At 56.0% G+C, this 23,605-nt stretch carries 21 protein-coding genes and 1 other RNA gene; 11 read left to right on the plus strand and 11 right to left on the minus strand.

The genetic code is table 11. The features are described 5' to 3' along the window. Window positions 1-56 precede the first annotated feature (56 nt). Window positions 57-1,385 (plus strand): Gfo/Idh/MocA family protein, encoded by a 1,329-nt coding sequence (locus D7M11_RS10745; protein WP_120747200.1) that lies wholly within the window; start codon window positions 57-59, stop codon window positions 1,383-1,385. Between the two features lie 611 nt (window positions 1,386-1,996). Then, window positions 1,997-3,532, plus strand: a complete 1,536-nt coding sequence (locus D7M11_RS10750) for an ABC-F family ATP-binding cassette domain-containing protein (RefSeq protein WP_120747201.1) — start codon at window positions 1,997-1,999, stop codon at window positions 3,530-3,532. A 79-nt stretch (window positions 3,533-3,611) separates the two neighbouring features. On the opposite strand, the gene D7M11_RS10755 is transcribed toward D7M11_RS10750, so the two are convergent. Continuing rightward, the gene (locus D7M11_RS10755) at window positions 3,612-4,565 is read right to left on the minus strand and encodes a DMT family transporter (RefSeq protein WP_120747202.1); all 954 of its coding nucleotides are present in this window, start codon (window positions 4,563-4,565) and stop codon (window positions 3,612-3,614) included. Between the two features lie 181 nt (window positions 4,566-4,746). Here D7M11_RS10755 and D7M11_RS10760 point away from each other — a divergent pair, with 181 nt between their 5' ends. Next, window positions 4,747-6,093, plus strand: a complete 1,347-nt coding sequence (locus tag D7M11_RS10760; protein ID WP_120747203.1) for an aminotransferase-like domain-containing protein — start codon at window positions 4,747-4,749, stop codon at window positions 6,091-6,093. Between the two features lie 352 nt (window positions 6,094-6,445). Here D7M11_RS10760 and D7M11_RS10765 read toward each other — a convergent pair whose 3' ends face one another. From D7M11_RS10765 to D7M11_RS10775, 3 genes are read right to left on the minus strand one after another with little or no spacing between them, the layout of a single operon-like run. Further along, window positions 6,446-7,723 (minus strand): MFS transporter, encoded by a 1,278-nt coding sequence (locus D7M11_RS10765; RefSeq protein ID WP_205127045.1) that lies wholly within the window; start codon window positions 7,721-7,723, stop codon window positions 6,446-6,448. Between the two features lie 36 nt (window positions 7,724-7,759). After that, window positions 7,760-9,049, minus strand: coding sequence for an MFS transporter (locus D7M11_RS10770; RefSeq protein WP_120747204.1), 1,290 nt, complete (start codon window positions 9,047-9,049; stop codon window positions 7,760-7,762). Window positions 9,050-9,065: 16 nt separating this feature from the next. Next, on the minus strand, window positions 9,066-10,391 hold the full coding sequence (locus D7M11_RS10775; protein WP_120747205.1) for a multi antimicrobial extrusion protein MatE: 1,326 nt from the start codon (window positions 10,389-10,391) through the stop codon (window positions 9,066-9,068). Between the two features lie 224 nt (window positions 10,392-10,615). Between D7M11_RS10775 and D7M11_RS10780 the strand changes: the two genes are divergently transcribed. The 4 genes from D7M11_RS10780 (at window position 10,616) to D7M11_RS10795 (ending at window position 14,256) form a co-directional block, all read left to right on the plus strand. Continuing rightward, on the plus strand, window positions 10,616-10,930 hold the full coding sequence (locus D7M11_RS10780) for a hypothetical protein (protein WP_120747206.1): 315 nt from the start codon (window positions 10,616-10,618) through the stop codon (window positions 10,928-10,930). A gap of 70 nt (window positions 10,931-11,000) precedes the next feature. Beyond that, a complete protein-coding gene (locus D7M11_RS10785; RefSeq protein ID WP_120747301.1) occupies window positions 11,001-12,071 on the plus strand; it encodes a tetraprenyl-beta-curcumene synthase family protein in 1,071 nt (356 codons plus the stop codon). Between the two features lie 54 nt (window positions 12,072-12,125). Next, on the plus strand, window positions 12,126-13,091 hold the full coding sequence (pfkA, locus tag D7M11_RS10790; protein ID WP_120747207.1) for a 6-phosphofructokinase: 966 nt from the start codon (window positions 12,126-12,128) through the stop codon (window positions 13,089-13,091). Between the two features lie 175 nt (window positions 13,092-13,266). After that, window positions 13,267-14,256 (plus strand): aldose 1-epimerase, encoded by a 990-nt coding sequence (locus D7M11_RS10795; RefSeq protein WP_120747208.1) that lies wholly within the window; start codon window positions 13,267-13,269, stop codon window positions 14,254-14,256. A gap of 63 nt (window positions 14,257-14,319) precedes the next feature. On the opposite strand, the gene D7M11_RS10800 is transcribed toward D7M11_RS10795, so the two are convergent. Then, window positions 14,320-14,754, minus strand: coding sequence for a peroxiredoxin (locus D7M11_RS10800; protein ID WP_120747209.1), 435 nt, complete (start codon window positions 14,752-14,754; stop codon window positions 14,320-14,322). Window positions 14,755-14,946: 192 nt separating this feature from the next. On the opposite strand from D7M11_RS10800, the gene D7M11_RS10805 reads away from it, so the two are divergent. Next, complete coding sequence (locus D7M11_RS10805) at window positions 14,947-15,501, plus strand: NADPH-dependent FMN reductase (RefSeq protein WP_120747210.1); 555 nt, start codon at window positions 14,947-14,949, stop codon at window positions 15,499-15,501. A 68-nt stretch (window positions 15,502-15,569) separates the two neighbouring features. Here D7M11_RS10805 and D7M11_RS10810 read toward each other — a convergent pair whose 3' ends face one another. From D7M11_RS10810 to D7M11_RS10830, 5 genes are all read right to left on the minus strand, one after another. Continuing rightward, the gene (locus tag D7M11_RS10810; RefSeq protein WP_120747211.1) at window positions 15,570-16,151 is read right to left on the minus strand and encodes a hypothetical protein; all 582 of its coding nucleotides are present in this window, start codon (window positions 16,149-16,151) and stop codon (window positions 15,570-15,572) included. 145 nt (window positions 16,152-16,296) lie between these two features. Beyond that, window positions 16,297-16,485 (minus strand): hypothetical protein, encoded by a 189-nt coding sequence (locus D7M11_RS10815; protein ID WP_338042485.1) that lies wholly within the window; start codon window positions 16,483-16,485, stop codon window positions 16,297-16,299. Between the two features lie 184 nt (window positions 16,486-16,669). Next, window positions 16,670-17,497 (minus strand): YitT family protein, encoded by an 828-nt coding sequence (locus D7M11_RS10820; protein ID WP_120747213.1) that lies wholly within the window; start codon window positions 17,495-17,497, stop codon window positions 16,670-16,672. 93 nt (window positions 17,498-17,590) lie between these two features. Further along, the gene (locus tag D7M11_RS10825) at window positions 17,591-18,457 is read right to left on the minus strand and encodes a DUF4247 domain-containing protein (RefSeq protein WP_120747214.1); all 867 of its coding nucleotides are present in this window, start codon (window positions 18,455-18,457) and stop codon (window positions 17,591-17,593) included. 67 nt (window positions 18,458-18,524) lie between these two features. Next, window positions 18,525-19,076, minus strand: a complete 552-nt coding sequence (locus tag D7M11_RS10830; protein ID WP_120747215.1) for a DUF4178 domain-containing protein — start codon at window positions 19,074-19,076, stop codon at window positions 18,525-18,527. Window positions 19,077-19,516: 440 nt separating this feature from the next. Here D7M11_RS10830 and cshA point away from each other — a divergent pair, with 440 nt between their 5' ends. From cshA to ssrS, 3 genes are all read left to right on the plus strand, one after another. Then, window positions 19,517-21,127, plus strand: a complete 1,611-nt coding sequence (gene cshA / locus D7M11_RS10835) for a degradosome RNA helicase CshA (protein WP_120747216.1) — start codon at window positions 19,517-19,519, stop codon at window positions 21,125-21,127. 280 nt (window positions 21,128-21,407) lie between these two features. Next, the gene (locus D7M11_RS10840; protein WP_240041055.1) at window positions 21,408-22,244 is read left to right on the plus strand and encodes a YesL family protein; all 837 of its coding nucleotides are present in this window, start codon (window positions 21,408-21,410) and stop codon (window positions 22,242-22,244) included. Window positions 22,245-22,322: 78 nt separating this feature from the next. Next, a non-coding RNA gene (gene ssrS, locus D7M11_RS10845) (6S RNA) lies at window positions 22,323-22,504 on the plus strand. Between the two features lie 91 nt (window positions 22,505-22,595). Here the strand turns inward: ssrS and D7M11_RS10850 are convergent. Further along, entirely contained in the window at window positions 22,596-23,486 is an 891-nt protein-coding gene (locus tag D7M11_RS10850; protein ID WP_120747218.1) for an AraC family transcriptional regulator, read from the minus strand. Between the last annotated feature and the right edge of the window lie 119 nt (window positions 23,487-23,605).

Genomic DNA, 23,605 nt, shown 5'->3' on the forward strand with positions numbered 1-23,605 from the left:
TTACTTATGATCATAGCAGAGAAAGCGAAATCAGAACAGATGAGGTGGAATGTTTCATGAAAAAGGTTGTTGTCTGCGGCGTGAGCGGACGAGCTCTCGGCATGTTTGTCGGCCCGATGTTAAAAACGTTCGGTCATCATTATCAAATCGTCGGTCTGCTCGATATCGACCCGCTTCGATTTGATTTTTGCCGCAAGCAATATCCGGAGCTGAGCGGGGTACCGGGTTTCGCTCCGAACGAATTTGCCAAGATGGTGGCGGAGACGAAGCCGGATGTCGTGCTCGTGGCGGGCAAGGATAGCACGCACGCGGAATATATCGTGCAGGCGCTTCGGCACGATCTGGACGTCATCACCGAGAAGCCGATGGCCATATCCAGCGAGCAGTGCCGCGACATTATCCGGGCGGAGCGGGAGAGCCGGGGGAAAGTAACGGTAACGTTCAACTACCGGTACAGCCCGTATCACCGCAAAATCAAAGAGCTTGTGCTCGAAGGCAAAGTCGGCCGGGTCACCTCGGTCGATCTGAACTGGTATGTCGATACGCATCACGGGTCCAGCTACTTCAAACGATGGAACCGCAAGCGGGAAAACTCCGGCGGCCTTTCGATTCATAAAAGCACGCATCATTTCGATCTGGTCAACTGGTGGATCGCGCAAAAACCGGTCGAGGTGTTCGCCTACGGGGCGCTCAACTATTTCGGGCCGGACGGCGAGCTGAATCCGCAAAAGGAAGACGGCCGCCACTGCGAAACCTGCAGCGTCAAGCCGAACTGCCAGTATGTGATGAGGTGGACGACGCGCAGCAAGGAAGTCGTCCCGCCCGACGATCATCTGGTCGCGCAGGCTTCTCCGATTTCGCAAAGGTTTACCACCTACCGCCCGGACCAGTGCATTTTCGATTCGGAGATCGACATCGAGGATACGTACGCGGTGACGGTTAAATACGACCGGGGAGCGCTGCTCAGCTATTCGATCAATTTTTCGGCGCCGTACGAAGGCTACCGGCTGGCGATCAACGGGACGAAAGGCCGGATCGAAACGACCGAATACCATTCCCCGGGCCGGACGCCGTTTCCGATACCGGTTCAGACGATCGACTATATTCCGCTGTTCGGTTCCAAAGAAGTGATAGGCGTCGTGCAAAACAGCGGAGGACACGGCGGCGGCGACCCGCTGCTTCAGGAGGATTTGTTCCTGGGACCGGACCCGCTCAGGGAGTACGATATTTTGGCAGGCGCGGAGGACGGCGCTTATTCGATCGCCATCGGTGAAGCGGTATGGAAGTCGGTGCGCGACAACAAGCCGATCTCGATTCCGGGCTTGCTCCAGGAAGCATACGGTAGCCCGGAGCGGGCTGATAGGGCAACCGCATTCGGGAGGTAGCTCGAGCGGAGTGGAACAGTTGCATCCGGAACAGCGAAGCGGTCGCCTTTACAAGCGGATTCCAACCCCGGCATTCTTCCATCAAGGAATCCGATTGTAAGAGCGAGTGGAGGATCAACTGTTTCCGCACGGCCGTATTTGCTGCTTACCGCTTCATGCGATTGCTCTGATCCAAGCTGCCGTCCGGTCTTGACTTTCCGTTTGCGCCTTCTGTATACTGGGGGCATGCGGCTGAGCAGGGCTCTCGCAGTTAGGTTTGGGCCCCCGCATTCCGTTTCACAAGCGACCATAAAGGAGGAAAGGAAATGACGTTTTTATCGACTGTTCAAATTCGGAAATTGGCTTAAACGGGAGAAGTCTGCCCATTTACAGCAATAAGCCAACCGAAGAACAGTAGATAAAGAACGGGTGTTCCTTTTCTTTGCGTGTATACAGGCAAAGGGTAAGGCGTTTGTTCGCCTTGCCCTTTTTCTTTTTGGGTAAATCCGCAAAACAACTAAATAGGGCCTAAACCGCGGCCCACCCGAATATACGTCGATAGACGTTTTTCTTATCCTGCTGTTCTTCCGGTTGGCTTCAACAAAGGAAGCCGAAAAAAAGGAGAGAACGGTATGAGTTTGCTAAGTGTAGAGGAAGTAACCCATTCGTATGGGGATAAGCATATTTTTCAAAATATTAGCTTTCGTCTCGTGAGGGGCGAGCATGCCGCCCTGGTCGGAAGCAACGGGGCAGGCAAGTCGTCGCTGCTGCGTTTGCTGGCGGGGGAGCTGATCCCGGATCGAGGGAACATCGAATGGCTGCCCCAGGTGACGGTCGGTTATTTGCGGCAGCATTCAGATTTGCAGCCTGGAACAACGGTGAGGCAGGTGCTTCAGAGCGCGTTTGCGCCTTTGTACGAGATCGAAGCCTGCTTGGTGCAGGCGGCTGAGCGCATGACGGCAGGAGATGACCGGCTGGACTACTGGCTGGCCCGTTATGGAGAGTGGCAGAACAAGCTGGAGGTGTCCGGTTTTTACAGGCTCGACTCGAAAATCGAGGAGGTTGCCGCTGGGCTCGGTCTGACGGAGCTCGGCCTGGAGCGCGACGTGTCGCAGTTGAGCGGCGGGCAGCGGACGAAGCTGCTGCTCGGCAAGCTGCTGCTGGAGGAGCCCGGCGTGCTGCTGCTTGACGAGCCGACCAACTATTTGGACGACGTCCACATCCGCTGGCTGACCGACTATTTGCAGTCGTATGGCGAAGCGTATCTCGTCGTTTCGCACGACGAAGCTTTTCTTAACAAAGTCGCATCCGTCGTGTATCATCTTGAAAACCGGACGATGAAGCGGTACGCCGGCAATTACGAGTCTTTTCTGCGGAGCAGCGAGATGGGCAGGGCGCAGCTTCAGGAAGCCTACGAGCGGCAGCAAAAAGAAATCGGCCGGCTGGAAGCGTTCATCGACAAAAACCGCATTCGCAAGGCGAAGCAGGCGAAAAGCCGCGAGAAAGCGCTGGAACGCCTGGAACGGATCGATACGCCGCCGTCCGCCCCGCGTCCGCGCTTCGCCTTCGCCGTACACGCCGAGCCGTCCGGTACAGTGCTGGAGGCGGCAGGGCTGCAGATCGGCTATGCAAAGCCGCTGTTCGCCCCGATCCGGGAGCTGCGCGTCAAACGCGGCGACAAGATCGCCATTGTCGGACATAACGGCATCGGCAAATCGACGCTGCTGCGAACGCTGCTCGGGCTCATTCCGCCTCTGGCCGGCGAGGTTCGGATTGGAGAGCGGGTGCGTCCCGCCTATTTCGCCCAAGAGCTGTCTGCCTCGGAGCAGACGGCGCTCGATCGCCTTCTAGCCATGCGGCCGGATAAAACGCAGAAGGAGGTGCGCCGCACACTGGCGCTTTGCGGGTTGCCGGATAAGCAGATCCGCCAGCCGATCGGCTCGCTGAGCGGCGGAGAGCAGGCGAAAGTCCGATTGTGCGAGCTGATGCTGACCGACAGCAACATGCTCGTCCTCGATGAGCCGACGAGTCATCTTGACGTGCGGGCGAAGGAAGCGTTCCGGACGGCGCTCCGGGCGTATGCAGGCACGATCGTGCTCGTTTCGCACGAGCCCGCCTTTTACGAAGACTGGGTTACGCAGGTTTGGTCGGTCGAGAATTGGCGGTAATGGGGAAAGACAAAGGCCTCGGGAGCACCCGCGTTGTGACGCGATTCCCGAGGTTTTTCTTCTTCTTATCGTTTGCTACTTATTTTGGCGCACTGCTGGCGTTAGGCACCGTCCGCGCCTTGCGTTTCCCGGCTGCGGGCAAGTTCGCGCCGAGCACGCCGGCAATGATCATGACCGCGCCGATGCCGTGGTAGATCGTCAGCCGTTCGCCCAGCATGACGACTCCCGCCAAAATCGTAATCAGCGTCGCCATATTGTTGAATGCGCTCATTTTGTACGTTTCGAGACGCGATAAGACGAAGTTGGACAGAAGCGACGACCCGAGCGAAGACAAGACGCCGAGGTAAAGAATCGACACCGTGAACAAGGGGCTAATGAACGGCTGGAAATAGGCGGAGAGCGATCCTTCGGCCACATGGGCGGCGACGGACAAGCCGTTGAACGCCACGAAGCCGATAAGCGACATCAGGAACGTAATGTCGATAACGCGGTACGATTGCGCCAGCTTCCGCGTCAGCACGCCGTATCCGGCAAGCGACAAGGCGGCCAGGGCGATCAGGCCTACGCCGGTCAAGGAAGCAGCCTCGAGCCGGGCGCCTTTCATGACGAAAATATAGACGACGCCGGCTACCGACAGCAGCACCGACAACAGCTGAAGCAAGCCGGGACGCTCTTTCAGTACGAAAGCGGCGAGGATCATCGTCAGCGCGGGCGCCATTGCCTGAACGATACCGGCTTCGGAGGACGTCGTATGGGCGAGGCCGAACGTCTGGAATGTGAAGAATAACGTCGGATACAGCATAGCGAGCGGCAAAATCGCCGCTATGTCGCGCAGCCGGATGGACAGCTTGAACGGTCCGAACAAGACGAGCGCCGCAGCTGCGGCGAGCGATATCGTAAAGCGGTGAGCGAGTGTGTCCAGCGGAGAGGCTGCGGTCAGGGCGAATTTGACGAACAGGAACGAAAAGCCGATGATGAACGCGTATAGCAAAGCGGCCGCATAAGCGGAGCGGTTGCCCTTGTTTGTTGGCATGTAAGACCAAGCCTCCTTGTTACGAGAAGATAGGGGGTAGACCCGAACGGATACGACTATCGTAAAACGAACGCCATTTTGCTACAATATGAAAAAAGGTCGTCTGTATCGATACAGATGCGACTCCCGCGGATGATACTTACCAAAGTGCCGTTGCGGGATAACGGAGCGGAGGCGAAGTATGCACAAATATATGGAGCTGATAAACGAGCTTGAGCGGTCGATCGAAGCCGGCGCCTATAAGGAGGGCGTCAAGCTGCCTTCGGTGCGGGTTATGGCGGAGCGGTACGGCTGCAATGCGGGAACGGTTGTCCGGGCGATGGGTGAGCTGGAGAAGCGGCATTTGATCTATTCGGTGCCGAAGAGCGGCTATTACGTGGTCGTACGGGGGACGCAGCGGGAGCTGCCGAAAGTGCAGCAGCTTGATTTTGCGACGTTTTCACCCGACCCGGACGTATTTCCGTACTTGGATTTTCGCCATTGCATCAATAAAGCGATTGATACGTACCGTAACGAGCTTTTCGTATATGGGACGCCGAAGGGACTGCCTTCCTTAATTCAGGTCGTCCGCAAGCAGCTCACGAACTATCAGGTATTTGCCCCGGACAGCCGCATCTGTATTACGTCTGGCGTTCAGCAGGCGCTTGCGCTGCTGGCCTCGATGCCGTTACCGAACGGCGGAACGAGCTTGCTTGTAGAGCAGCCCGGCTACCATCTCGTAAACGAGCTCGTCGAAACGTTGCAGCTGCCCGTTATCGGCATCAGGCGGACTGCGAAGGGCATCGATCTGGACGAGCTGGAGCGGTTGTTTCGCACGGGCAGCATTAAGCTGTTTTATACGATTCCACGCTTTCACAGCCCGCTCGGCAGCTCCTACACCGAGACGGAGAAGAAACGGATCGCCGAGCTGGCGGCCCGCTACGGTGTGTATATCGTCGAGGACGATTATTTGGCCGATATGGAGACGAACGGCAAGTCCGACCCGATTTATGCTTACGATACGGCCGGCAAAGTGATCTATTTGAAAAGCTATTCGAAACTTATTTTCCCGGGGCTTCGCGTCGGCGTTGCCGTGCTGCCGGAGGCGCTTGCGGAGCCGTTCGCCCGGCGGAAGCGGCTGAGCGACATCGATAGCTCGATGCTGTCCCAGGCGGCACTGGAAATTTATTTGAAGAGCGGGATGTATGAGCGGCACAAGCAAAAATTGCGCGCATCGTGGTCGAGGCGGTCCCGTCTGCTTGCGGAGGTCCTGTCGCGTTACGCGGGCCCGGGAGGAGAGCATTACCGGTTCGAGGCTGCAAGCTCCCCGTCGACACATACGCATATCTTGCCGAACGATAAAGCGTCGATCCCAGGCTTGATCGCCAGGCTGAGTAAGCGGTCTGTGCTCGTTGAGCCGGTCGACAAGCATTATTTATCCGGCTTTCCGAAGGAGCGGATCGTGAAGCTGACCGTCTCGAACGTGAAGGAGGCGGATATCGAGCGGGGCGTCGCCATGATCGCCGAGGAACTCGGCAAACGCGGCTGAAAGGGGGCGGAGAGCGGAGAGCGGAGAGCGGAGAGAAAGACTCGCAGCTTCGCTGGCGGCGGGAGAAAGGAAGTAAAAGTTCCGTTAAGGCAGTGCCGAGGTGCCACCGCCCCGGAGGCGGCTGAGCGGAAATAAAAGTTCCGCTATACTCGCGGAACGCGCTATCAAAGGCGATAGAGGAAGCGAAAGTTCCGTTATGGCCGCCATTCGCTCGATTAGAAGCGGGCTTTTCGGCCAATAGCGGAACTTTCGCTTCTGTTAAGTCTGCTTTGTAGACCGGCGAAGCGGCGATAGCGGAACCGCAAGTTCCGCTATCCGGCCGCCGGGCTACAGCCACGCCCGTCCTGCAAGCTCACAGCCCGCCCGAGGCACCCGTACCGGCGGAGAAGGGCTTCGCCTTGCGGCGGGGCCAGTGCCACAGGGCGATTGCGCCGAAAATAACGGCGCTGCCGACATAGGCCGGAACGAGCCCGCCCGCCCAGCCGGCGAGCGCATAGGAGGCCGCCGGGCCGATCGCCGAGCCGAGGTCGGTGGCGACCGAGTAGGCGGTCATGACCGCGATGACGGAGGCGGTGCGGGCCGCATCCGAGGCGAGCGCGTCCATGAGCGTGGAGACGGCGGTGCCGGCGACCATGACGAGCAGTACGGCGGCGAGCCACAGCGCGAACGGCAGCGGCCACGGCATCAGCGCGAAGCCGGCGGCGGAAGCGACAAGCGCCGTCGCGAACAGCGGCAGCCGGCCGCGCGGGCCGTCGGACAGGCGGCCGAACCACGAGGCGAGCAGCGGCTCGGCCGTCCAGCGCACCGCCTGGAGCCCGCCTGCGAGGGCGGTACCGGCAAGGGCGATGCCGAACAGCGTCTGCACGCCGGAGTAGTTCGATTCGATGACGAGGCTGAGCGTAGCCGTAAGAATCGCTTGCAGCATCGACAAAATCAGCCCGGTGGCGATCGCCTTGCGCACGGCGGCGGATTTGTACCACACTCCCGCTTGGTCCGCGGCTCCGTCTTCGGAGGCCGTCCGGGGCTTTACGTCCGCTTTCCCTGGGGCGGTACTCCGCTTCGGCATCCATATGCTGATGGACGGCAAGCCCGCCAGGGCGATGAGGCCGAAGGCAACTGCTACCGCGGACAGCCCGAATATCGGGGTGAGCAGGCCGCCCAGCAGCATGCCGAACAAGCTGCCGATGCGCGACAAGCCGTTATAACGGCCCATCCAGCGGCCGCGGTTCGAATCGTCGGAATAAGCGATGACGGTCAGGAAGCCGCCCATTCGCAGCAGCGACCAGGCGACGCCCCAGACAGCCCGCAAGACCAGCCAGGCGGCAAAGCCGTGGAGCGTGCCGTACCCGATCGTCGTTAACGAGCCGAGCAGCACAGCTGTGACGAGCCCTACGCGCAGCGGCATTTTCCGGTACAGCCAGCCGATCAGCGGATTAAGCGGAAGCCTTACGAACCGGTTGACAGACAGCAAAATGCCAACCTGCCACAGAGATGTAAGCCCGGCCTCATGCCAATAAATCGGCAGCACCACGTACAGCATTGAATCTCCGAGCAGGCAAAACGCCGTCACGACGGCTATGAGTGTGATCGGCCTGTTCGCATTGTCGTTTGCGGTTATCACTCGCAGCACATCCTGTCTCTATATCCGCATTATCGCGGTCTTTTTCTATTCACCGGCCCGGCGGCGCTGAATGACATGCGTCAGCAGAAACCCTGCGCAGGCGACCAGCCCGGATGTGGCCGCGATCCGGTACATGACCGGAGCCCCCCAGCCGTCCAACACCCAGCCGCCGACAACGCCGCTCGCGAGCCCGGCGAGACACGACCAGACAATATTGTAGATCGCCTGTCCGGTAGCCCGGTATTCGTCCGGAATAAGCTGCTGAATATAACGCAGCGCGGTAACGAGAAAGATGCCAAACGTCACGCTGTGCATCATCTGGAGCGGGATGATCCAGATCGGATCGGTAACGATGCTGACGAGGAAAAAGCGGACCGCATAAAAAAACGAAGCGATCATGAGCAGCGGCAGCTCCTTGTACTTGTGCCCGTTTTTGCTCAGCCAGTAAAACATCGGAATTTCGCTAAGCGAAGAAGCCGTCCACGCCCAGCCGATCACCGTGTCGCTCGCTCCCATCCCTCTCATCGTAAGGGCGAGGAAGCCGTCGTTCGTCCGGTGCGCAAACGACATCGTAAAGATCAGCGCGAGGAACAGCAGCAGTCCGGGCTGCTTCAAAATGCCGACAAAGCCGGACATTTTCACCGCTCCCGATCCGGCGGCCGGCCCGCCCCTGGAACGGTCCTTCAAGAAGTAGGCGAGCACGAGCGAGAGCGAAATCGTGCCGACCGTAAACCATATCGTTTTTTCGACGCCGACCGTGTGTAGAACGAAGCCGAACACGACCGAAGAGAAGGCAAAGCCGAGCGAGCCCCACACCCGGAAGCTGGCATAGCTTTTACCGCTGCGGCGGATCGTGAGAAGCGTCAAGCTGTCGTTCAGGCCGTTAATGGGCGTGTGGAAAAAGTTGTACACGGTCATCGCCACATAAAGCCAGGCGATCGCGTCGATCTGCGTCAGGACGATCGTCGTAAGCAGTTGACCGCACAGCATCACGAGCAGCACCTTGCGGATCGTCCGCAGCCTGTCGCTCGCATAACCCCAGAACAGGTTCGCGGCGATGCCGATAAACGGACCGATTGAATAAACGACCCCGATCTGCAAATTCGAGTAGCCCTGAGACTTGAAGTAAAGCGGGAAAAACGAGACGGTTAGCGCCATGGTCATATAAAAGACGAAGGAGAACGAGCGCATGACCGTCTCATCCTTCACGGTAGGCCTTGCGTCGTGTTCCGGCGCCGGTGCGCTTGTGCGCTCGTGTTCTGCCGAGTCGTGCATTTTGCCGCTATCGCCGGAGCGGGCTCCGGAAGCGGGCTGTTGTTTGATTTCGGTAGTCACTTGGATTCATCCTTTTCTAAATGGAAGACGATGCCCGGCGTTCGATCCCCGTAGACGTGGAACGCAGGACGTACAGTACGACGGACAGCTCGCCGGCGATGCCGAGCGACTGCGCAAGAGCGCCGATCATCCCGTTCCAGCCCGGTGCCGCCGCTACACATACGAGAAGCGTGGCAAGCGTGACCGTCACGTTCGCGGCCTGCGAGAACATCATTACTTTCGTTTGGCCCCGCAGCATCAGGAGGCCGTTGCAAAAATCGAGCCATGGATACAGCAGCGTCATCAGCATAAAGACGCGCAGCGCGTGAAGGCTGGCCTCCATCAGACGCTGGTTTACGCCCATCACATGCTCCATGAACCAGGGGCCGACCGGCGTATACCCGAGCACGCCGAGCAGAATGGTCGGCACGAATCCGCACAAAAGCGCGAAGCGGAGAGCCAGCGCCGCATCTTTGCGATAAAAGTTCAGCACGATCTGGTGCATATACATGAAGAAGCTTTGCACGAGCTGCGTCAGGCTTCCCGCGATGGCGAACGAGGCGATCGACAGCTGAATATCCGACGTTTTGCCGAGCATCGCGTTGATGGCCGGTCCGATCACGACGGCGATCAGCGAAGAGAACAGCAGCGGGCGATAGAAGCCGAAGATGTGCCCCGTACGCTCGACCTCGTGGCCTTCCTTCTTGAGCGGCAGCGACCGGGCGAGCTTCCGTCCTTCCAGCACGCTGACAGCCGCTTCGATCACCATGCCGACCAGGAAGATGATGGCGCCGACCTGCCCGCTAGTCACCCGGTTCGTATGAATGAAATACAAGGATACCGCGTACATGGCGACTAGCCGGACGACCATGCCGACGGTAAGCCATTTCGTGCGCATATTGCTGATCAGAATACCGTGGTACAAGCAGCGGATGCCGGAGAAAATGCTGACGAACATGAGCACGCGATACACGTGAATGATTGCCTCCAGCATCGTATCCTCGGCACCGAACAAGTAGCGGAACAGCAGCTTGCCTACAACGGTGTACGAAATGACTAGACCGGCCGCAAACATGCCGATTAATAGACAAACCGCCACATTGGTCATCGCCTTGAACGAGATCCGGTCGCGAACGAGCGCCGAGCACGTTTGACGAAGCAAAATGGCGGGTTTTTCGATAACGCCGAGCATACTGAGACCGATTGCGTAGCTGGCGATAATAATTTCCGGGTCGGGGGAACGGGCAAGCGTGCTGTTGATGATGACATGGGAAATCGTGACGAGGCTGGCGGATAGGCCCAGCGGGATAAAAAAAGCAAAAAGCTGCCTCATGGTCAGCCGTTGTTCGCTCTGATCGGTCATGTTCGTTCGCTCCAAACGTCGGTGCCCGCACCTTTAGTGGTATTATCCTAGTATAGAACGGATAGGCGGCCCCGCAAAGTATAAAATGCGACAAGCGCTCTATTTTTTTCGAACGTAGCCGATAAATTGGCTTGGCGTATCGAGCAAAAGCATGATAAATTAAAGCGTAGACCTTTTCAAAAAGAGCTTCCTTACCGCCGGGAGCCGTGCCTTTGGAGGGTGCGATGACATACGAATTTGTATTCGACGAGCGTCTCGGCATCGAACTGCCCAGGCTGCACGAGGATTGGGCCGCGCTGACCGAAGCGGAGCGAGCCGCCTTGCTTCACGACTGGGAGCAGATTCGGGGGCGTATCCCGGACCGGATTATGCAGCTCGAGCGCACGATTATCCAGAAGCAGAATCAGCTGAATACGGAGGACGATTTTCCGCGTTCCTGCAGACTGAATACGGAAATCGCCGAGATCGCCAGCTGCATTACGGATTTGCATCTGTGGTTCCGCGCCGATCAGGACGTTTCGGTCAAGGGGCATTATTAGGAAGTTGCGGCCGTTTGTACTATAATAGAGGGATCAAAGCTTTGGAGGATCGCCGCAAGTGAAAACAACCATGCGATACGGCCAAACGGTTCCCCGAAACCCGGTAGCGCTCGTTTTTCGCGTCTATCGGTACGTATTTCCGGAAGTAACGAAGCAGCTTGGCCGCTGGCGCGAAGAGGCGGAGAGAATGGCCGACCCGGAGCTGCGGAAGCAAGCGATCGACAGTTTGACGAGTAAGGAATTCCATTGCAAGGGCGGGGCCGTATACGCCGCCGCCGATTTGCCGATGCGTCATGTGCTGATCCCGCTTATCGTGGCGTTCCAAACGATCAGCGACTATTTGGACAACTTGTGCGATCGCAGCACGTCGCTTAACGCGGACGATTTCCGGCTGCTGCACCAGTCCATGCTCGATGCGGTCGAGCCGAATGCGCCGCTTGCCGACTATTATGCGCTGAGAGCGGAGAAGGAAGACGGCGGTTATTTACATAAGCTCGTGCAAACATGCCAGTCTTGCGTTTCCCAGCTTCCGTCTTACGAGGCGGTCAAGGAACGCGTTAAGGAGCTTGTCGGTCTGTACGCGGATCTGCAGGTGTACAAGCATATCCGGCGCGATTTGCGCGAGGGCGAGCTGCTTGCCTGGTGGGACAAGCACCGCCAGAGATACCCCCATCTTCGCTGGAACGAATTTGCCGCGGCGACCGGTTCCACCTTGGGCGTCTTTTATTTGTTTATGGCCGCAGCCGGCGAGCGTCTGACCGAAGATCAGGCGGAGGCGATACGGCTCGCGTATTTTCCGCATGTGTGCGGTCTGCACATTTTGCTCGATTACTTGATCGATCAGGAGGAAGACCGGGCCGGCGGCGATTTGAATTTTTGCAGTTATTATGAGGACGGCGAAACGACCGCCAGACAAATCGCGGATATCGCCCAGCGCGCCCGGCAGGATATATTTCGGCTCGAGCATCCGCAGTTTCACCGGATGATTATCGAGGGGCTGTTGGCGCTGTACTTATCCGATCCGAAAGTAAAGGAGCAGGAGCATGTACGGTTTATTTCCCGCAAGCTGATGAAGGGGAGTCCGGTCATGCGTATGTTTTTCTTTGCGTTCAGCGTCTGGACGCGCAAGTCTTCCTCTTAACCATATGTTTTCCAGCCAACAACGCAAGCGACGAACGAAAGGGGAATTTCGGTTATGACGGTTAAATCGATTGCAGTACTTACTAGTGGTGGCGACTCGCAAGGAATGAATGCGGCCGTAAGAGCGGTCGTGCGGAGCGCGATCTTTCACGGTCTGGAAGTTTATGGCGTGCAGCGGGGATATGCCGGTCTGATCAATGACGATATCCGGCCGATGGATCTTCGCAGTGTAGGGGACATTATTCAGCGCGGCGGAACGATTCTGCAGACGGCTCGCTGCAAGGAATTCCAAACGCCGGAAGGCCAGCAGCTCGGGGCGGACAACCTCCGCAAGCGAGGCATCGACGGCCTCGTGGTCATCGGCGGCGACGGCTCCTATCAGGGGGCGAATAAGCTCGCGAAGCTTGGCATCAAGGCGATGGGCCTGCCGGGCACGATCGATAACGATATTCCGTTTACGGATACTACGATCGGCTTCGATACGGCCGTAAGCATCGTTGTCGATGCGATCAACAAGCTGCGGGATACGATGAGCTCGCACGAACGCTCCTCGATCGTCGAGGTGATGGGCCGCCACTGCGGCGATATCGCCCTGTATGCCGGTCTTGCAAGCGGAGCGGAGACGATTCTCGTGCCCGAGGTGTCGTTTGATCTCGACGAAGTGGCGAAGCGGATGGAAGGCAACTTCCAGGTCGGCAAGCGGCATAGTATTATCGTCGTCGCGGAAGGAGCGGGCAGCGCTCAGAGCGTGGCCGACCATATCAAGTCGAAGAACGGCATCGATGCCCGGGTTACCGTGCTCGGCCATATTCAGCGGGGCGGAACGCCGACGCATAACGACCGGATTTTGGCCAGCCGTCTTGGCGACTTCGCCGTCCACAGCTTGATTCAAGGCGTTTCGGGCAAGGCGTGCGGCGTCATTAAGGGTGAGCTTGTCGCTACCGATATCGATACGGTCGTTCATACGAAGAAGGACTTTGACCGCGACTTGTACGAGCTTGCGCTCCGTTTGTCCCAGTAAGCTTCCCGGCTTGCCGATCTGTCAGCAGCCATCCAAAGCCCGCGTGTCCGATATCGGATGCGCGGTTTTTTGCATATGGCAAGCTTTGCCGTATGTGCTATAATGACAAGAAATAGAGCTGCCTTGGACATGCATAGGCTGGAGACCAGGCGGAATTTCGGGAGGAGACGGTTAGATGTCGAAGGCGTTTGAAGGCGTTTATCAAGGTGAACAAGCCATATGGCTTCAGTTCGGGAAGTATGAAGCGGCATTGATTCCGCAGGCAGGAGGCAACCTGGTTGCATTCCGCGATACGGAGAGGAATTTCCGCTTTATTCGCGAGCCTGGGGAAGGCGATATGGAAGCGTTTATGAATAGGCCGATGGTCCACGGCATCCCGGTATTGTTCCCGCCCAACCGGTATGAGGACGGGAAGTTCCCCTGGAACGGCTCCGTTTATCGCTTGCCGGTCAACGAGGCTAACCGCGACAACCATCTGCACGGATTTTTTTACGACATCCCCTGGCAGGTTGACGATTACGGCTCGGACGAGCATGCAAGCTATGTGGTAGTAGCCCAGCGGGTGACGGAATCGCACCCGGCTTATACGTATTTCCCGCACCGCTTTACGATCAAAATCCGTTACTCGCTCAGCAGCGACGGCCTGCGGCAGGAAGTGGGCGTGCGCAACGACGGGCAGGAGGCGATGCCTTGCGTAATCGGCTTCCACACGTCGCTGAACGCGCCGTTCGCTCCGGGCAGCTCCCCGTCCGACTGCAAGCTGCGGATGACGATCGGCGAGCGGATCGAGCTGAACGAGCAGATGCTTCCGAACGGCCGTTTTACCCCGCTGGACGACAACGAGAAAAGCTTGAAGGGAGACGGGGTATCTCCTTATTTCGCCCGGCTGGACAACCATTATACGGCTGTGCCCCAGGGCGGCCGCAATGCGATGGAGCTGACGGATACGCGGCTCGGCGTGAAGTTCATATACGATGCCGGCGAGGCGTACCGGTTCTGGATGATCTATAACGGGGACGCGAACAGCGGGTTTTTCTGCCCGGAGCCGCAGACGAACATGGTCAATGCGCCAAACGCCCCGTTTCGCGCAGACGAAACCGGCATCCTTTCGCTTGCTCCCGGGGAAGTGTGGCAGGAGACGAGCCGAATGTACAGCGAAGGCTGAATATATAGCGGTTTGAAACGGGACAAGCCCGAATTCGCGTTTTTGCGAGTTCGGGCTTGTCTGTCATTTCGGCAGCGATGCGAGTATTTCGCTTGCAGGCGGGCTGCCTTTTTTGGCGAAGGTTATGGTCTCGTCTTTGCCGATCGCATAAACGATCCGCTGCTGAAGGAACAAGCCCAGTATTTTGCCTACACCGTACAGCTTGCGGATCCGTTCGCCCTCGTCGACGATAATCGGGAAATCGAAGCCGTGATGCTCCGCAAACTGTTTATGATGCTCCGCCGAACCCGGATTAACTCCGAAAACGGCGGCTCCGGCCGATTCGTACAGCTTTTTGCTATCTCGCACGGCGCAGAGCTGAGCCGTACAGCCGGGTGTTTCGTCCATCGGATAAAAGATAAGCACGACAGGCTGTTTGCCGATATAGTCTTGCAGCCGGATTTTCCCCTGCGAGCTGTCGGCCTCGAATAAGGGCGCTTTGTCGCCGATATGCAGCATGAGCTAGCCTCCGATCCCATACATATGGTGCTTCCATCATTATACTATATACGGCGCTTTGTGCCTAAGCTGCCCTTCGGCGTCTTCGCAGGGCAATCGGATCAGGTTGCATTTCCCTCACCGTTCATTGACTTACTTAATATAATTAACTAAAATGTATGTGAAATGACGGGAGAGGGAGATGGGTCGTTCATGAAGGTCGCCATCATTGCTGGAAGCAACAAGCAAGCGTCTACAAGCACGAAGCTGTGTCGTTATATCGCCAAACGGCTCGAGGACCGAGACTGCTCGGTTACGCTGTTCGATTTGTACAGCCGGCCGGTTCCGCTGTTTACGCCGGACAACCGGAATCCTCCGGACGCGAACCTTGCCGCCCTCAAGGAAGCGATGCTGCGCGCGGATGCGATCGTGCTCAGTACGCCGGATTACCACGGCTCCATATCCGGAGTGCTGAAAAATGCGATCGATCATCTCGGCTTCGATCATTTCGACGGAAAAGTCGTCTTGTCGGTTTGCTCGACCGGCGGAGCCGTAGGCGTCAGTCCGCTTCAGCAGCTGCAAGTTATGGTACGGGCCGTGCATGGTATCAACTGTCCGGAGTGGATTTCGATCGGGGGAGAAAACCGGCAGTTCGACGAGGACGGCGAGCCCGTTTCCGCACAGGTGAAGGATCGGGCGGTTCGCGCCGTCGATTATTTTTTGCGCATGTCCCGGCAGCTTCGAGGCAATTCCGGCGACAGCAAATAAAAGCCGTTTCCCGGTTTGATCGGGACGGCTTTTTGTTTGGCTGGTTATCGTTAAAGACATTCCTACTGTTACTTTTTGCCGCGCATCTCCTTGAAGATGAAGTACGCTCCGCCTACGAGCAGCACCGCTCCGCCAATCGCCGTGTTGATCGTGAACAAGCCGTCCCACCGGCCGCCGAACGCGGACAGCGAGCAGATGAAGACGACAACGCCGATGAAGCCGAGCAGCAGATTGCTTTCGTTCGAGTTCGGATACGCCGACGGATTCGGATAAGGCAGACCGATCTGGATCGCGCGATTGATCGCATCGGTCTGGTGAACCGCATCGAATACGTTATAGAAGTACAGCACCGGGATAAGAAGGGACAGCAGTGTGACTGGGAGTACGCCCATTTGGGCCGGACCGTTCACAAAAAACACGATGGCTACGATGTCCAGCACGAGCAGCAGCATGATCGACATGCCTCTCGCTACCGCACCGACGTACATTTGCCCGGTTCCAGGCACGCACATCGAGAATAAGGTGGCGAGAAACTTGCTTTTCAGCGGCAGTTTTACGCCGTGGCCCGGATAGGCTGCGGGGCCGGCACCGTAAGGAGCTTGTGCTGGACCGGGAGCGTGGGGGCGCATCTCAAAAAAATTGTCCTTCATTGTAACCCTTCTTTCCGTCGCATCGATTCTTATGTACAGCTTAACCCGATTCGGCGGTCACGAAAACAGACTGCGGGCGGTACTGAACCTGGTCTTAGGTCGGGTAAAGGCGGACAGGGAATATACTCATTAAAAAAACGCCGCTTCAATGAAGAAGGGCGTCTTTTTGATATTCGGAAATACTCATTTTTACAATGTCAAGCGCGTCTTCCGCTTCCAGCGAATCGAACCCGTATTTCAGCACGATATCGATGTCAAGCTCGGTGGACGTCAAGCAGGGATACATGTCAGGCGTTAATTTCATTACAATCCTGGATAATTTGACCGTTTCCATGAGCATCACCTTTCCGTGTTTTTTTCGAATCGGTCTTGCGAGCGAATCGGTCAAAAAAAGACGAAAAGATTATGAAGTTGTGAGGCGTTCAAACCAGAACCTATGAAATTACAATCTCATTATACCACACTCATCATCGAAATGTATCGGTAACTTGCCATTTTCGAAGCCTAATATTTGGAAGTCAGCGAAGCTTGCGGAATTGTCCGATGACCTCGACCGTCTCGACAATGTTGACGAACGCTTTCGGATCGGTTTCCTTGACGATTTTGCGAAGCTCCGCGAGCTCATAACGGGTCGTCACCGTCATCAGCATATCATGGGGGGTATGGCTGTAGGCGCCCTCCGTACGGATGAGCGTTACGCCGCGCGGAAGGACGAGCAGCCGCTCCGTCATTTGTTGTCGTTCTTTCGTTACGATGAACGCGGTTACTTTGATATGCCGGACATGGAGCGTGTCTACGACTTTGCCGGCGATGAAGATGGCCAGCATGGAGCGGAGGGCGGCATCCCAGCCGAGAACGAGGCCAAGAGCGAGCACAACGGCGCCGTTCAGACCGAAGAGCAGCATGCCCAGCGGAAAATCGTACCGGTGCGTCAGGATCGAGCCGATAATATCGAACCCTCCCGACGAGCCGCCCGAACGAAGCGAGATGCCGGAGCCGAGTCCGATCAGCACGCCGCCGAATACCGCTCCGATAATCGGATCGGAATTGACCGAGTTTTCGGGAATGATCTGAATGAACCAGGACGTAAGCAGAACGGATACGATGCTGAGGGCGATAAACCGCCGTCCGATATCGATCCAGCCCCAGACGAGCACGGGCAGATTAATCAGAAAATATAAAAGGGCGATATTCCAGCCGGTAAAGTAGCCGATCATCATCGAAATGCCGGATAACCCTCCGCTCAGGAGCTGATGCGGAATTAGAAACAAATTGAATCCGGCTGCGATCAGGACGGCGGCTACCGCGATCTTCACCACATCGAATAGGTCGTTCAAGCGGATCATGACAATCCCTCCATGTTGGTAGGATTACCATTATGGGACGGCAGCAAACAAAAAATAACGCCCCCGCGGAAGGAGGCGCTTCGGATAAGGCCGTTATCTTCGTTTGCCGCTGCTCTTCGTAGAGAAGCTGCCGGAGCGGCTTGACGTGCTGGGCTTCGTCGATTTTGTCGCCGAAGGGGTCGAGCCGTCGTTTTTGCGGATGCTGCTCGAGCTGGAGGACGAGGACGATGTCGACCAGTTCCCCGAGCTGGATTTGCTGGAGCCGGTGCTTGAACTTGAGCCGGAGCTGGGCGACTTGCTCGAACCGGAGCTCGCCGAGCTGCTTGTGCCGGAGCTTGTGCCCGGCTTTGCGCTTGTGCTTCCCGTGCTGCCGCTGCTTGTGCTGCTGCCGGACGAAACGTTGCCTTTGGTCGTAAACGACCCGGAACGGTCGCTCGTCGTCGGACTTTTTTGGTCATCGTTAGGTTTCGAAGCGGACGTCGACGCTTTTGGCGTTGAGGAATACCCTTTATACGGCGTCGAATATTTTTTGTAGCTGGAATCCCACCAGCCGTTTCCGAATATCGACTGGATAATGGTCGCCGTTACGTAGCCTTCCAGAAACGAAGAGTCGTAATGCTGCTTTGCGTATTCGATCGTATCGATTTCGATCAGTGTATTTTCCGGCTTCTCCGGATTTTTTTGCAAATTGACGATCCGGTTGTCGTAGACAAGAAACATCTGCTCCGGATCTTCTTTACTTGTTTCTTGCGGTTTTTCCTGAGCGGATAGCTCCTTCGCCACTTCGGGAACCGTTTTGCCTTCCGCCTCGTATACTTTAGCCGCCGCTTTCCCTTTGCCGTCCATATCGACGAGCGGATACGAATCCTTTACATAGCTGGCCGCATTCGCGCATCCGGACAACAGGGCGACGACAAGGAGCATACTGATCCAGACCGCCCAGCGGTTCCAACGTTTCATGGACATTCAACTCCTGCCTTTAGCTTATGATCCCAGTGAAACGAAAGGCGAAATTCGCAAAATTTCGTCACTTCTGGGGTACTCGGTTCGACTTCATAATTTTAACTTCGCTGGATGGGATCAGAGTTCCTTCCAAAGCGACAAATTTGCCATCCTGCCATTGCAGGTAAAAGTGATCGGTTTCGCTTGCAAAATATCGCCAAACTTCGACTTGATCGCCGCTGCGGAAATCGGTATTGCCCTGCGTCTGCGTGCGATCCGTGCGGTTCGATTCGAGCTCGTAGGTAACGTCTTCGTCAATCGTAAGCGTCTTGGGCACGTCGTTCGGATCGTCCAGCCCGCCTTCAAGAAAACGGCACATGAACGTTTGGAAGGTGCGGCCTTTCTCCACGATCAGGCAGTGGATGTCCCTGCCGCTCTGCAAGTAATAGGCATAACGATGCGGGGCATACCCCGGATCGGCGTAAATGACCTTGCCCGACACGACGTATTCCTCCAGATCTACACTTACAATATCGCCGACGGCAATGCTCTCAAGCGTAGGGGCGGCCGACTGAACGGACGGCTGCGGCTGTTTATTGCTGCGGAGAATTGCTGCGATTCGTTTGAAAATGGACATGGCTAATCGCTCCTTTTGCTGCGCTGCGAACATTTCGCTCTCTTGATTACTATGATGTTATACGATTCATTCGTCAATCGGTTTCGTTCATAAACAATTATCGACAAGTGTATTAACGGCCGGGCTGCGGGACATCCTTGTTTGAGAGACGATTCGTCTCCGGCCTGAAGGTGCTCTGCACGAAAGGGCTGGAAATGACATCTTGATTTGTGGTAAGATATAAAAGATATTCTTAAGTTCGGCTGCCAGTGGAATGAGTCGGCGATGGTACCCGCTCATACCTTTTCTAATAACGAGATCGGGTCCGTATTTGAGCCCCGTATGAAACGGGTATATAAGGAAAGAGATACTAAACCATCGGATAAGAGCAGGTCGCGCTTAAGGGTAAATCAAAATTTTTCAGGGATCCAGATACCCTAAGTAAAAAGGAGTAGAACCATTTGAAATTATTTAGCGAGTTCGGCTTGGACGCGAAAGTGGTCCGGGCTATTACAGAAATGGGATTTGAAGAATCGACGCCGATCCAGGAGAAGACGATACCTCTGGCTATTGAGGGTAAAGACCTGATCGGACAAGCGCAAACCGGTACAGGGAAAACAGCCGCCTTCGGCATTCCGCTCGTAAGCCGGATTGAGCCTTCGGAAGAGCGTATCGTCGCCCTTATCATGTGTCCGACCCGCGAGCTGGCGATCCAGGTTGCGGAAGAAATCGGCAAACTGGGCCGGTTCAAAGGCATTCGTTCGCTGCCGATCTACGGCGGGCAAGATATCGTGAAGCAAATTCGTGCCCTCAAGAAAAAGCCGCAAATCATTATCGGTACCCCGGGACGGCTGCTTGACCATATCAACCGGAAAACGATCAAGCTCGACAGCGTGAACACTGTCGTTTTGGACGAAGCGGACGAAATGCTCGATATGGGCTTTATGGAAGACATCCAGTCGATTCTCCAGCTTGTTCCTTCCGAGCGCCATACGATGCTGTTCTCGGCTACGATGCCGGAAAACATCAAACGTCTGGCGAAGCAATTCCTTAACGAGCCGGAGCATGTTTCGGTTATTCCGAAGCAAGTGAGCGCCCCGCTGATCGCCCAATCGTACATCGAAGTGCACGAGAAGCAAAAGTTCGAAGCGCTGTCCCGTCTGCTCGATATGGAATCGCCGGAGCTTGCGATCATATTCGGCCGTACGAAGCGCCGTGTCGACGAATTGTCCGAAGCGCTGCAAAAGCGCGGGTATTCCGCCGAAGGGCTTCACGGCGACTTGTCGCAAAACCAGCGCGATAACGTAATGCGCAAATTCCGCGACGGCAGCATCGACGTTCTCGTAGCTACCGACGTGGCTGCTCGCGGACTTGACGTGTCCGGCGTTACGCATGTTATCAACTTCGACCTGCCGCAAGACCCGGAAAGCTACGTGCACCGGATCGGCCGTACCGGCCGCGCGGGACGCGAAGGCGCGGCATGGACGTTCGTTACGCCTCGCGAGATCGACCATCTGCACTTTATCGAAAAAGTAACCCGTCATCGTATTCCTCGCAAGCCGCTGCCAAGCTTGGCGGAAGCAATCGAAGGAAAACAGCGGATTACGGCCGAGCGCATCATCGAAGTCGTCAATCAGGACGATTTTGCCGAATATAAAGGCATCGCGATCCAACTGTTGGACCAATACGATTCCGTTCAACTGCTGGCGGCATCGCTCAAACTGCTTACTGGCGACAAAAAAGACGTGTCGATCGAGTTGACTCCGGAAGATCCGCTTCGCGCCAAGAAACGTCGTCCGGATATTCGCAACTCCGGCCGCAAAATGCCGGGCTCCTACGTCCGTGACGGCGGTCGCGGGCAAGGCGGCGGTGGTGGTTACCGTGGCGGCAGCGATCGCTCGTATTCCGGCGGCGACCGCGGCCGTCGCGACAGCAGAGGCGGTTATGGCGGCGGTGGCGGCTACGGCAACCGTGACGATCGTGAAAGAAATTACCGCGACAGCGATCGCGGCGCCCGCAAGTATGACGATTCCCGCAAATCCGACAGCAATTCGGAATTTGTGAACAGCTAATAGTCGTGAAGACCTGCCCGCTGAGGCAGGTCTTCTTTCGATTTAGAGGGTTTTTCGCAATGGGGTGGCTGGCCATAGCGGAAGTCTCGGTTCCGTTCCATGGAGCGGTCAGCATCAGAAGGGAGTGTGCCGCCGCAGGCCAGGCGGTTCGCTTTCTTTTTGGGGCATAACATAGTATAGTAATCATAATTACAATCAGAGCAGCAGGTGCCAGGGGGAGGACTCAAGGTTGGAATTTCGCGGGTTAATGGGTGGCTTATACCGAATATCGGAATGGATTATGCGTTTTTCTGCTATTAACGTGTTGTGGGTAATTTGTTCAAGTCCAGTCCTCATCGGAGGATTTTTCATATGGACCAGTCCGGCGATGTTTGAGGACCCGAACCTTGCCTCCTCTTTTATAAGAACGATCATTCTTTATTGCGCGATCTTATCGCCATTTACGCTGTTTCCGGCTACGGCGGCCATGTTTGCCGTCGCTCGCAAATGGGTGATGGGCGATACGGACGTTGCGCTGTTGAAGACATACTTCCGTTCCTATAAGGAAAATTACAAGCAAAGCATGTTCAGCGGCCTGTTTTTTGTTTTGTTGTCCGTGCTGCTGTATGTCAATTACACCTTTTACTTGCGTCAATCCGGCACGTTAAGCTTATTGTCCGTTTTGTTTGTCGTGCTTGCCTTCATTTTGGCGGCGGCGGTGCTCCATCACTTCTCGATTATGGTTCACTTCCATATGAAGTTTTGGCAAATCGTGAAAAATTCGTTTCTGATCACGATTGGCAATCCGGTGATGACGATTTTCCTGCTTGTCTGCAGCGGGATTATCCTGTACGTCAGTCTGACCAAGTTTACGTTTCTGATCCCGTTTTTTATGGCAAGCCTGATCGCGTTCGTTTCGTTCTGGACGTTCTACCGGATTTATGACCGGATGAAGACGCTGACGGAGAAGAAGGAGCAGGAGAACGAGGCCGAAGAGAGCAATGACGAAGAGAACAACGACGAGGAAGAGCGGACGGATCGCGAAACGGACAAGCCGGACAGCCCTGCCGGACTGCCTTCGGCAGATGGACAAAAGCCCGGCGATCGCGGTAAGAAGGAACAGGATAGAGCGCGATAATCATGGTAACCATGTAAAATGCAGGACCGCGGTTTACTTTTGCGGCCGATAAGCCTATAATATACGTACAACAACAAAAGCATCCTGCGATGTACGTCACGGTTTTCGATTGTTTTGAACCAATGAGTGTTTCTAGGGAGTTCAATAAGTACGCCCGGCTGACATGCCCTCAAAAGGGGACTTCAAAAAGGCGTCTGCGGACACCCACCTGCGAGAGCGGGTTTGAAACATGAGAATCGAACGGCATATGCGGGTTTTTTGTTGTTCTTCCTTTACCAATAAGAGAAACCGGTTCTCCGCTGCGGAGGCCGGTTTTTTTGGTTTTGGGCACAAAGGCGGCAACGGGCCCGGCTATAAAATCCGAGCCTTCACCGTTTTGGCATATTCAGTGGGCGTCATATCGACGGCGGTCTTGAAGTGGCGCGAAAACGTATGAATGCTGCTGTACCCCAGCTTCTCGGCCAGCTCCGTGAAGTTGTATTTGTCTTCGCGGATCATCAGCTTTGCCCGTTCGATTTTTAAGCTTTTGTATGTTTTCATCACGCTTTGGCCCCGTTTTTCCTTGAACAGGGCGCTCAGGCGGGGTTGTCCGACATGAAACCGCGCGCAAAGCTCCTCAAGCGTCAAATTGTCCGCCAGCCTTTCCTCCATATAAGCGACCGCCCGTTTGACGAGCTCGTCCTCGCTGCGTTCTTTAGCCGTTGACGATAGCCGATTCGACTGTGGAAGCGATTCGCCGCTTCGCGCAGCGAGACTTAACAGCAGCAGCTCGAGATGGTTGCGAAGCAATTGCTCGCAGCCGAGTGGCGCATCCTCGCGTCTGACCAGATCGTGCACGCGCGGATGATCGAACGGCGGGTAATAGGCGGCAAAGCCGTTTTTCATAATATGGGCGATCAAGTTCCGCTCGTAATCGGTCAGGTTGTACAGGCCGTTTTCGAACAGGCTCATTGCTGGCGAGCGGCACTCGAAGCAGACGACGATAATGTTCGGCCCGATTTTGCCGTTTGCCCAGACGGAATGAAATTCATTCGGTTTATGAAACAGAAGGTCGCCCTGCTTCAGCACGTATCCGACCGAGTCGGCCATTACTTCAAATTCGCCTTTGTCTACATACAGCAGCTCCCAGAAATCGTGCGCTTCGCCCTCGAACACGAAGTCATTGGCAAATTCGAAGTAATGCAGGGAGATCAGGTCGGTCACTCCGAACACGGTTTCGAGCGGAGTTTTTTTAAATTCCATATTTCGCCCTCCGTTGTCGGTGTGGTGCGCTCCACTACCATCTTATTCGATATGGAGCGGCGGGAAAAGCAGCAAACGATAGTTTTGTTAAATATTCGATTAGTTTCGGTAAAGATTTC

This window comes from Paenibacillus ginsengarvi (assembly GCF_003626695.1).
Taxonomy (GTDB): Bacteria; Bacillota; Bacilli; order Paenibacillales; family NBRC-103111; genus Paenibacillus_AB; species Paenibacillus_AB ginsengarvi.

Excerpts from the sequence above, each read along its gene's own strand:
- D7M11_RS10850 (WP_120747218.1), bottom strand. The coding sequence starts at position 23,486 with ATGGAATTTAAAAAAACTCCGCTCGAAACCGTGTTCGGAGTGACCGAC.
- D7M11_RS10820 (WP_120747213.1), bottom strand. The coding sequence starts at position 17,497 with ATGATCCGCTTGAACGACCTATTCGATGTGGTGAAGATCGCGGTAGCC.
- D7M11_RS10745 (WP_120747200.1), top strand. The coding sequence starts at position 57 with ATGAAAAAGGTTGTTGTCTGCGGCGTGAGCGGACGAGCTCTCGGCATG.
- D7M11_RS10825 (WP_120747214.1), bottom strand. The coding sequence starts at position 18,457 with ATGAAACGTTGGAACCGCTGGGCGGTCTGGATCAGTATGCTCCTTGTC.
- D7M11_RS10840 (WP_240041055.1), top strand. The coding sequence starts at position 21,408 with ATGCGTTTTTCTGCTATTAACGTGTTGTGGGTAATTTGTTCAAGTCCA.
- D7M11_RS10760 (WP_120747203.1), top strand. The coding sequence starts at position 4,747 with ATGCACAAATATATGGAGCTGATAAACGAGCTTGAGCGGTCGATCGAA.
- D7M11_RS10810 (WP_120747211.1), bottom strand. The coding sequence starts at position 16,151 with ATGAAGGACAATTTTTTTGAGATGCGCCCCCACGCTCCCGGTCCAGCA.
- D7M11_RS10800 (WP_120747209.1), bottom strand. The coding sequence starts at position 14,754 with ATGCTGCATATCGGCGACAAAGCGCCCTTATTCGAGGCCGACAGCTCG.
- D7M11_RS10795 (WP_120747208.1), top strand. The coding sequence starts at position 13,267 with ATGTCGAAGGCGTTTGAAGGCGTTTATCAAGGTGAACAAGCCATATGG.
- D7M11_RS10815 (WP_338042485.1), bottom strand. The coding sequence starts at position 16,485 with ATGGAAACGGTCAAATTATCCAGGATTGTAATGAAATTAACGCCTGAC.
- pfkA (WP_120747207.1), top strand. The coding sequence starts at position 12,126 with ATGACGGTTAAATCGATTGCAGTACTTACTAGTGGTGGCGACTCGCAA.
- D7M11_RS10785 (WP_120747301.1), top strand. The coding sequence starts at position 11,001 with ATGCGATACGGCCAAACGGTTCCCCGAAACCCGGTAGCGCTCGTTTTT.
- D7M11_RS10755 (WP_120747202.1), bottom strand. The coding sequence starts at position 4,565 with ATGCCAACAAACAAGGGCAACCGCTCCGCTTATGCGGCCGCTTTGCTA.
- D7M11_RS10750 (WP_120747201.1), top strand. The coding sequence starts at position 1,997 with ATGAGTTTGCTAAGTGTAGAGGAAGTAACCCATTCGTATGGGGATAAG.
- D7M11_RS10805 (WP_120747210.1), top strand. The coding sequence starts at position 14,947 with ATGAAGGTCGCCATCATTGCTGGAAGCAACAAGCAAGCGTCTACAAGC.
- D7M11_RS10830 (WP_120747215.1), bottom strand. The coding sequence starts at position 19,076 with ATGTCCATTTTCAAACGAATCGCAGCAATTCTCCGCAGCAATAAACAG.
- D7M11_RS10780 (WP_120747206.1), top strand. The coding sequence starts at position 10,616 with ATGACATACGAATTTGTATTCGACGAGCGTCTCGGCATCGAACTGCCC.
- D7M11_RS10775 (WP_120747205.1), bottom strand. The coding sequence starts at position 10,391 with ATGACCGATCAGAGCGAACAACGGCTGACCATGAGGCAGCTTTTTGCT.